This window comes from Nitrobacter vulgaris, assembly GCF_031453995.1.
Taxonomy (GTDB): Bacteria; Pseudomonadota; Alphaproteobacteria; order Rhizobiales; family Xanthobacteraceae; genus Nitrobacter; species Nitrobacter vulgaris.
Window position 1 is genome coordinate 1 of the sequence record NZ_JAVDPZ010000067.1, and the last position, 8,468, is coordinate 8,468.

Genomic DNA, 8,468 nt, shown 5'->3' on the forward strand with positions numbered 1-8,468 from the left:
CGTCGCATCGATGTCTCAACCGCCATGATCCATGTCGCCATGGCCGGTGTCCTCATCCGCAGAAACGCTCATCCCTGATTTTCCAAACAGGCTCTTAGAACAAGTTCATCATCCGATGAGGCGGCGTGCGGCAAAAGAATAGCGTAGAGAGCATGGATTCGCCGCGTCTACCTGGACGACTGGCTAAAAAAGCTACTTCACGTTGTGCCGCGTTCGCTCCCCGTGGCGTTCAAAAACTCGGCTCTAGTGACATTCGTTAAATGTTACCTTTTGAAACCGTTTGAACTGAGAACTTCATCAAATGTCGGATTTGCGACGCGGGACAGCATTTCAATTGTCTAAAACGTCGCGAATTTTGGCCGCGAGATCGCTGAAGCTGAACGGTTTAGTGATCAATTGGACGCCCTTGTCTAAACGACCGTGATGTATAATGGCATTTCGTGCGTAGCCGGTTGTAAACAGCACCTTGAGCTTTGGCCGCAAGGCTCTCGCTTGCGCGGCGACTTGCGCCCCTGTCATCCCCCCAGGAAGTACAACGTCGCTGAAGAGGATGTCCACACGGGCGTGCTGATCAAGCACACGCAGGGCACTTTGGCCGTCATGCGCCTCAAGAACACGGTAGCCCAATTCGCGCAGAATTTCCGCGGAATAGCTCCTGACGTCGTCATCGTCTTCAAGCACCAAAACGGTCTCCTCAAGCGCTGCCTCAGGAAAGAGTTCGTCAGATAGCTCGCTCGTTTCTGCAGCCTCAGTAGCCAAACGGGGCAGGTAAAGCTTGACCGTCGTACCTTGTCCAATTTCCGAATAAATTTTCACGTGCCCACCGGATTGTTTGACGTATCCGTAAACTTGGCTAAGTCCGAGGCCAGTGCCTTTACCCACCGGCTTGGTGGTGAAAAAAGGCTCGAACGCTTGGGCTATGGTCTCAGCATCCATGCCAGCCCCGGTGTCCGTCACAGCGATCACGACGTATTGGCCTGGCAAAACCTCGCGATGGCTCAACACGTAGCTCTCGTCGATGTGAGCATTTCCGGTCTCGAGAGTAAGCTTCCCTCCGCTTGGCATGGCGTCTCTGGCATTGACCGCCAAATTGAGAATGCTAGCCTCTAGTTCGTTGGGATCGGCCTCTATACGCCATAGTCCAGCGCCTAGCACCGTCTCTACGGCAATTGTCTCGCCTAAGGTCCGGTGAATCATCTCCGACATTCCATTGACGAGGACATTTACGTCGATCGACTTTGGGTCGAGGGGCTGGCGACGCGAAAAGGCGAGCAGCCGTTGCGTCAAGGCGGCTGCGCGCTATGCCCCGGTCATGGCATTGCGCGCGGACCGTTGCAGTCGAACGGATTCGTTCGGTAAATTCCGTAACAGGGTATCGATATTGCCGATGATTACTTGAAGAAGGTTGTTGAAATCATGGGCGACGCCCCCCGTTAGTTGCCCTATCGCTTCCATCTTCTGAGACTGACGCAGGGCTTCCTCATTCCGGCGTAGCTGCTCGGTTCGCTCCAGTACCTGTTGCTCCAAAGTAGTATTCAATTGTTCAAGATTTTCCTGCGCTCGCCTCCGCTCCCGAATCTCATCTTGAGCTGCCTGAGCCAACCGCACATTATCGATGGCTACCGCTGCTTCAGCCGCGAGTCCGGCAAGTCCACGTTCGGAACGCTCGGTAAAGACTCCAACCTTCGCATGGCCAAAAAATAGCCCACCGATCACTTTGCCCGAGCGCGATACCACCGGCACGGCAAGATAACTTTTCACCGGAAGATGGCCTTCGGGCATGCCTTTGCGGCGTATTTTTTCCGTAGCGGGGGTCTTTGGTAATGTCGTCAGAACGCACGATACCCTCGCCCCTAAAAGTAGGGCCAAAGATTTGCGTGTTGCGGGGCATGGGAAATTTAGAGAAAGCCTCTAAAGGAGCGCCCGACAGGGTGTAGAGCGTATAGCTCTCACCTGACTTGCTAATAACATTATAAAAGAAAGCGCCAAACTCGGCGCTCGTAAGTTCAACACCAGCGTCAGTTACAACCTGAACCAGCTTATTTAGGTCCGTTTCGAGAGCCAGAGCGGATCCCGCTCGATTCAGCACTTCAAGCGCCCGTCTCTCCTCGCGCGCTTCATCCTGAGCTTGTCGTTGAGCGGTTCGGTCGCGCAGAATTTTTATGAAGCCGACGACCTTATCCCCTTCTCGAATGGGACTGAGTTCTCCTACAGCCCAGAAGCGGCTGCCGTCTTTGCGCAATCGCCAGCCTTCTTCGCCGCCCCCGCGTCCGAGGACAATCGCGTCGTCGATCTCGCGAGCGAGGCGGGCGATACGGTCCTCCTCGAGGAAAATGCGGTTCAGCGATTGACCTAGCACCTCCTGCTCCGACCAGCCGAAAATAGCGACTGCGCCAGCATTCCAACTGGTTACGTTACCATCGCGATCCGTGCTGATGATTGCTGTTTCCGTCGCGCCGTCGACAATCTGGCGCCATTGCGATGCTGTGATTTCAGCTGGTGCCAGCCCGCTCATTCTATTCACGAACCGCTTTTCCTCTTAAGGTATGATTTCCTAACATTGCGCAGAACCCCGCCGCGGTCGCTTTTGTTCCCGATTAAGGGACACAACGCGCACTCCCTCTGGAAGCGCGGTCTCTCCCAGGGCACAACGCGGCTGTGATGGCAGGACGTGCCACCAAAACCGCGCGTCAAAAAAGGAAATTGCGTAACTAATCAGTTGCTGGCCGGCCGCTGCCGGACGCGAAGCAATCTGCTCCAAGCTGTAATCGCATATCACGATCTTTATACTCCCTCGCCGATCCGCCACATTCGGAGTTCTCTCGGTGGGTCGGCACAAGCCGGACTTCAATCACGTCAGAACCGACCAACATCAGCGAGCCGACCATGCCTGAACTGAGCCAGCCTTACCCTCGGCTTTGGTCACCGTCAGACTTCGTTCTATCCTCCCTGAAAGCCGCGCCTAACTAGCCCTGCTATGGCGCCGGTGATACTCACGGTCTCGGCGACATCATGTTGAGACAATCCGAACAGCCATGTCACGAGCCGCCTTCGCTGCTCGAAGGTCAAATGGAGATTAGCAATCGCGGTCCTTCCTTTTATCCCCGCGACGGTGATCGCAATCCACCCCAGGCGCTCCAGGTAGAGCCAACGCTGGGCGCCTCCGGTCGGCGGGTGAATGCCCCTCGTCCATGTAAATTCCACGGCAGAGGTGGACAACGCGGCGACGCGGCAGGGAACGGCGTCATTGGCCCCGAGCGCTAGAGCGCCGGCCTCGTTGATCGAAAAGAACTTATCACCGCGCGGCAATTCGAAACAGGCCACAAAGGCGATGAATGCAATCAGCATTGAAAAGCCCGCCCACAGCACGTTGAAGTAGTCGGGAGAGGAAATTTCGCTGGCTGCGTAGGGAGACAGGAAAGCCCATGCAATGCTCGCCGCCGAGCCGAACGCAATCAGGCCGAATGTCAGGGCCAGTTTCCATCGCAGCTTCGGCGCCGACCGGTCGCCGCCCTTGTCAGTGATCTTGAATGGTCGGCCGAACGGCTTGACCAGGGCGCTTATTAACGTCGCAGTGACGGCAAACGAAACGATCGCGTGCGTCGCCTCCATGAACAAGGGAAGCGTGCGCGATCGCGAAATCCAGGCCATGTAGATGGTCTGGCCAAGGATGGCTGGCGCACCGTAGCGGAGAAATGCCAGATAGTCGGCCTCGAACGCCGGCAGACCGACGAACCAGTATATCATCGGTGCAATCAGAAGCAGAACCAGAAACGGCTTGCAGAGCCAATTCAGAATGCCATGAATGTAATGTAGCCGTTGAATCGCGGAGTATCCGCGACCGAACAATGGACCGTTGCGCAACAGCGCAACCTGGATCGTGCCGAGACACCATCGGCTGCGCTGGGTGATATATTCGGGGATGCCTTCAGCGGATAATCCTCGACTCAAGTTCTCGTTTAGCCACCACGTCTGATATCCATGCGCCAACATCGTGTATGTTAGGTTGATGTCTTCCGAGATCGCCTCACTGGGAAATCCGCCGATCTCAACCAGACGATCGCGGCGCACTACGAACGAGGTGCCGACGCAAAAAGCGCAACCCCAGGCGTCCTTAGCAGGTTGAAAGACATCGAAGAAGAACCGCTGGTCATCCACCATGCTCTGCGTGGCCAGCAGGTTGTGCTGGATCGGATCGCCGTTGTAGTAGAATTGCGGCGTCTGTACGATCGCCACCCCCGGATTAGCCAGCAAGCCGACCGTTCGTTTCAACAGATTGCGGCGCGGCGCGAAGTCTGCATCCAAAACCAGAATGATCGGTGCATTACTTGAGCCGGAGGTCACCGCGAGGGCATTGTTGAGATTACCGGCTTTTGCCGCCTTGTTATCCGACCGTGTAATATATCGCGCGCCTGCTTCCCCGCAGTAGTCGCGAAGCCAATTTCTCCGCGTGTCGTCGAGCACCCAGACAGTAAAATTTGGATAATCCAGTTCGAGCGCGGTTAGGATGGAGCGCTCAATCACCTCAAGCGGCTCATCATAGGTGCAAATGAAGACATCGACCGCGGGATAGACACCGCGGATGCGCATCTCGCGCGCGGCCCGATCGGCCTGTCCGGATCGATCGATGCTGCGGAACAGAATGACGATCGACATCAGCGTGTAAACGATCGCTATAAACTCGAGCATAAAGAAAAAGTGAGGCCAAAGGCTTTGCGCGGACATCTCAAGCCGCGGCAAGGTGTCGTGCCAGCGCCAGTAGACATATACCACGAGCAATGATCCGGCTGTCGCGCCGAAGATCATCCGATCGAGGGCCCGTGCGGGAGTGAGCAGACGGGCACACACGAGCAGTCCTATCAGCAGTCCAAGGTCGATCGACAGGATCGATGCGTTGTCGGCGGCGCCTTCAAGCATCAGTTTGCCTTCCGCCCGATGAACGGATTCCAGCCGGCTGCCGCCAGAACGGCCCATGCAGTGGCGCCGAGGTGGGGTCTTCGATAGTAAAAGAAGTCGGCGTTAGTGGCGGTGGGATCGAGCGACAAGCCGGTGGTCACTCTGGCGCTGCGCGTAGCGTTGAGGAGGCCGGATGGGGTTTGATCCGACCGGAGCGCATCCAAAATCTCCGAGCTGCGCTTAGGATTCGCGGACATGCGATACGCCAAGGCCGCTTGCGCGGTTCCTTCAACCCACAGACCATCACGATCTCCATTGAAGTCAAAGCCGCCAGGCACAGCCATGTGGGTTTCTGCGAAACCAAGCGCGGTTCGCCACGCGGAGGGCGCATCGGTGACTGCCATCCATGGCCAGAGCTGAACATCGAGCGCGAGCATAGCATTGTTGGCCATTTTTCCGTCGGGGTTACGCCCAAGCAGAAAGTGGTTTTCGCGAAACGAAAGGTCGAGAAACCGCCGCGCCTTCGACGCCGCCTCGGCATATTTCGCGCTGCCTGTTAGCCGCAATAGCCAGTTGGCCACCGCATACACATCCGCGTTGTGCTCGGTTGATACCCAGTCGAGTCGCACCTGGGCGGGATCGTAGCCATGAAAGCCGCCGCGAAACCCCTCAGTCTCAGCGCCGGTGTTGCCGGTGATCCAGCCGAGCAGCCGCTCGGCATCGGCGAGATACACGGCATCCCCGGTCTCCTGATGGAGCGTCAGCAACGCCAGCGCAGCCCAGGCGACGTTGCCGGTGGCAGTGCCATCCTGGGCAGGATCTTCCGCCCACAATTTTTTGTCGCCGTCCCACCAACCCGGAAGCGCCGGAGGACCTTCGCCAACCGGGCCCGCGCGATAGGCGTTGCGGATACGGCCGTCATGGAACGTGCGGTCAGCGCGCGCCGCCTTGCTGAGCGCATCGCCAATTAGCCGCGCGGCCGGCAGGTTTCCACAGGCCACCAGAGCGATCGTGGCCAGGGCGTTGTCATAGACAAATGCCGTCGTGGCAAGCCCGAGAGGCAAGCGACCTTCATTCTGCCCGGGTTCATAGCTTCGGATAAAGACCGGCTTGGAGCCGCGGGTTTGGGACGCCACAGCCCGCCTCAGTCCAGAACAATAGGGATTGTGGCCGGAGACTGGTTGGCCTATTGCCGGCGAGCCTGACAGAATCGCGACGCACACGCTAATAAGGATGGCCCGTATCACTTGGGAATGACCGCATCGGTGCGCTCATGGAGCGATTGCGCATTAGCGGATCCCCACGAGTTTACAAAAGTCGCGAGCTGCCGCCAGACGACCGACATGGACGGTACAGCGGGCCCGTTGTCCCGCGTTACCGTCACCCATTTACCGACTGCACACGGCGAGGATTGACCAGCCTCCTCGGACTCCGTACGCAGACCGTCGCCGTCCTTTTGCTCCGGCATAACGATCGCGTACATTTCCCGCCGTTCGGTTTGGGGAAATGGCACCGCGTAGCGTTCGTCGAGCTTGTCGCTGGTCTTTGGCACGAGCGAGGTAACGATGCCGGATTTGAAAGGTGCGCCATCAATCCGGACGTGCGTACCGGCCGCCAGGTTCTGACCCTGCCGGTAGGAAAAAATGGCGACGACAAACTGCTGCTCGCAATCGACCAGCGAGGCTAGCGCATCTCCAGCTCTAACATGCCGTCCCTCGGAGGCTTCGACCGACAGAACCATACCTTGGCTCGGAACGTGGACCTGCGCCTCGGATAGCTTGTCCAGCCGGATGCGCTCCGCTTCAATCGGCCCCTTTTGATCCGCGAGCTGCGCGGACAATTCAGTCGCTTCGATTGCAAGACGCTTGGAGTCGAGGTCAATATCGCGTCGCTTCTGAACAAGTGTGGCAAGGGAAAGCAGATCGTCGCCGACATAGATTCCCTTTTCCAGCGCCTCCAGCTGATTGATTTTTTGGTCGAGCTTCGCCTTTTCGGAGTCCGTATTGTGACGCGCTGCCGAATATCGCTTCAACGTCGGATTCAACATGTCCATACTCGCTATATTGCGTTCGACCATTTTGGTCTGCCGATCGACCTGCGCCTTCTGCGCCCCGCCAAGTGAGTCGGATTCGGCGACCTTGGCACGCAACTCCTCGATCTGTGATATGAATTGGGATTTCATTTGCGCGAGCTGGCCGTCGATTTCGCCATTCAGCTTTGCCAAATAACTTAAGTCGGAACTCAGCTTTTCTTGCGTCGCCGCCAATTTCTGACGTGCATCAGACGCCTTTTGCTCGAGCATGATCAGGGTGGTCCGATCGAGCCTAGCATTGGAGATATGTGCCAGCTCATCCCCGGCGTTCACCTCACGCCCCGCAGCCGTCGATAATGACTCAATATCTCCATTGATCGGAGCGGTCAGAAGTTTGACAGGTGCATTGACGATAGCCCGATCTGATTGATCCGCTACAATCGGCGGAACCACGGCCGAAATCATGAGGGCGGAAAGAGCTCCAGCAACTACTAGAGATGATACGCGCAGAACAACGGGATGCCCTCCGCGGGGCGAAGGCCCACCCGATTGACTCGTCGGTAAATCGAACATTTATTTCCCTTCAATGTTGCGCGCTTTGAAGGGCGTTGCCTCCCCAAATTTTCCGCGATCCCACTGTCACGCTGTTCATTATTTTCGAACCAACGATGTGCGCTGCATTTCGATCAAATGATCGGTTTCAAGTTTTGTTACACAGCGACACGCGATGCTATCGCGCACGACAGGAAATGTTCCTGAGGGTGATGCGTTGACATCGGTTTACTTTACAATTGTCAATTCCGAAAAGTTCAACGAGAACCAGGATCGTCGAATTTATCTCGACGCATCGTCGAACTTTTGACCAGTAAACAGACGCTGATAGCAAACGCCCTGTCCGGGATCAGCGCCTATGGCACAGAATTTAAGGAGAGTTCGGTTCTCGTCGATGACGAAGGAACGAACATGACTACGAAGTCTCGCAGCAGGAAAAGTTCTGCCGAACGGGTTGTCAAAGACATTCGCCGCGCCACCCGGCGCCATTTCTCGGCGGAAGATAAAATCCGGATTGTGCTTGATGGCTTGCGCGGTGAAGACAGCATCGCTGAACTGTGCCGCAAGGAAGGGATCGCTCAGAGCCTTTATTACGTCTGGTCGAAGGAGTTCATGGAGGCAGGCAAGCGGCGGCTGGCCGGTGATACGGCGCGAGCTGCGACAAGTGGTGAAGTGCAAGACCTTCGCCGTGAGGCGCATGCCCTGAAGGAGGTGGTTGCCGATCTGACGCTGGAGAACCGTCTGCTCAAAAAAAGCATGATCGCGGATGGGGGCGAAGACGAATGAGATATCCCGCATCCGAAAAGCTTGAGATCATCAGGCTCGTCGAGCAATCGCATCTGCCGGCAAAGAAGACACTCGACAAACTGGGCATTGCACGTCGAAGCTTCTATCTCTATGGACGACTCTCCCGTTGCAAGTCGATTTTGATCTGATCTGCTTGGCCCGTTGCAAACATCTATCCGGCGTCACCCGAAGTGATCAGGGC

At 56.7% G+C, this 8,468-nt stretch carries 6 protein-coding genes and 1 pseudogene; 1 reads left to right on the forward strand and 6 read right to left on the reverse strand.

The genetic code is table 11. The features are described from left to right. Positions 1–330: 330 nt before the first annotated feature. The 6 genes from GGQ85_RS21125 to GGQ85_RS20260 all read right to left on the reverse strand — a co-directional run bounded on the left by GGQ85_RS21125 (position 331) and on the right by GGQ85_RS20260 (position 7,393). Positions 331–1,287, reverse strand: coding sequence for an ATP-binding protein (locus tag GGQ85_RS21125; protein WP_510184778.1), 957 nt, complete (start codon positions 1,285–1,287; stop codon positions 331–333). Positions 1,288–1,299: 12 nt separating this feature from the next. Then, positions 1,300–1,743 (reverse strand): hypothetical protein, encoded by a 444-nt coding sequence (locus GGQ85_RS21130; RefSeq protein WP_510184779.1) that lies wholly within the window; start codon positions 1,741–1,743, stop codon positions 1,300–1,302. After that, positions 1,631–2,515 (reverse strand): PAS domain-containing protein, encoded by an 885-nt coding sequence (locus tag GGQ85_RS21135; RefSeq protein ID WP_510184780.1) that lies wholly within the window; start codon positions 2,513–2,515, stop codon positions 1,631–1,633. Before GGQ85_RS21135 ends, GGQ85_RS21130 begins: the two co-directional genes overlap by 113 nt. Before the next feature lie 425 nt (positions 2,516–2,940). Next, a complete protein-coding gene (locus GGQ85_RS20250) occupies positions 2,941–4,917 on the reverse strand; it encodes a glycosyltransferase family 2 protein (RefSeq protein WP_374708944.1) in 1,977 nt (658 codons plus the stop codon). Next, positions 4,917–6,086, reverse strand: a complete 1,170-nt coding sequence (locus tag GGQ85_RS20255; protein ID WP_374708945.1) for a hypothetical protein — start codon at positions 6,084–6,086, stop codon at positions 4,917–4,919. The genes GGQ85_RS20250 and GGQ85_RS20255 overlap by 1 nt, the downstream gene beginning before the upstream one ends. A 53-nt stretch (positions 6,087–6,139) precedes the next feature. Next, entirely contained in the window at positions 6,140–7,393 is a 1,254-nt protein-coding gene (locus tag GGQ85_RS20260; protein ID WP_309776016.1) for an HlyD family secretion protein, read from the reverse strand. Between the two features lie 498 nt (positions 7,394–7,891). Here GGQ85_RS20260 and GGQ85_RS20265 point away from each other — a divergent pair. Then, a pseudogene (locus GGQ85_RS20265) lies at positions 7,892–8,373 on the forward strand (transposase); the annotation flags it as partial. Positions 8,374–8,468 lie beyond the last annotated feature (95 nt).